The organism is Desulfosarcina cetonica JCM 12296 (assembly GCF_001311845.1).
In the GTDB taxonomy this organism is placed as follows: Bacteria; Desulfobacterota; Desulfobacteria; order Desulfobacterales; family Desulfosarcinaceae; genus Desulfosarcina; species Desulfosarcina cetonica.
In genome coordinates, this window is record NZ_BBCC01000500.1 from 1 (window position 1) to 917 (window position 917).

Genomic DNA, 917 nt, shown 5'->3' on the forward strand with positions numbered 1-917 from the left:
GTGAAGTGAGGGGCCGGGAGATTTAAACCTGAAACCTCTACGGAACACAATGAAAGTCTATTAACAAAATATGTTAAAAAATGCACGGCTTCTCCCGGTCCCTCTCAACTGACTGGTTCGCCGCAGGCGACGGTCATAGTTTTTTACCCCACCGCAACTCGGGTTTTTCTCCCTTTTTCCAACATATGAAAAGTAAGATTCCAGTAAGAACGAAAACATAGATAATAAAGGGAATAATCAACCAAGGAGATCGCTTTATAAAGAGCGCGCCAATAATCACAAGAACGGTATAGATCAAGAAAACAGTCCATCCTTGCCAAGTAGTAGGCAGGCCCCACCCGATTCCATATTTCATCGCAGGGAACCAGATATCTTTATTATTCTTACTCATAATATTTTCACCGCATAAATTGGCGAACGCTGCGGGTAACTTGGCGGGCGCGTCGTTTTGCCCGCTCAAGTTCACCCGCTTGTTAGCGGTTTAATATGAATTGGTGATCACTTGATTCATTGAAAACCAAATAACAACCAAGCAAATTATAGGTGCAAATACGAATGCCAAATCTATCTTTTCGCTTTTCTTAAATAATTTTTTGTACCCATAGAATATCAACCAGCATAAAGATATAATATTTCCTGGAACGAAAAGAAATAAGGCTGTTACAGCAAAATCATGATTTCCAGTTCTTAAAAAAAGAAAGGTTACAATTGCAAAAACAAATGAAAACCAGGCAGGCAACCAGTTTATTTGTTTTTGCAGTGCTTGACTGTTCATATTCCCTTTTGTGTGGTCGCTAACATGGACTAGACGACCGAACTGTCGCCTTATAATACGTCTCTTTAGCAGACGAAATCGTATTATTGGCCTCATCAGTCCAATAATACCCCTTATTTCCGGTGTTATTGGCCTCATGAGG

The 917-nt window shown here is 40.3% G+C and carries 2 protein-coding genes; both read right to left on the reverse strand.

Annotated elements, in window-relative coordinates; genetic code table 11:
• Window positions 1-133: 133 nt before the first annotated feature.
• Window positions 134-460: a hypothetical protein gene (locus JCM12296_RS35210; RefSeq protein WP_218188465.1), complete on the reverse strand. Its 327-nt coding sequence runs from the start codon at window positions 458-460 to the stop codon at window positions 134-136.
• Between the two features lie 21 nt (window positions 461-481).
• The coding region (locus JCM12296_RS43035) for a hypothetical protein (RefSeq protein WP_218188466.1) at window positions 482-917 on the reverse strand (436 nt) is incomplete at its 5' end.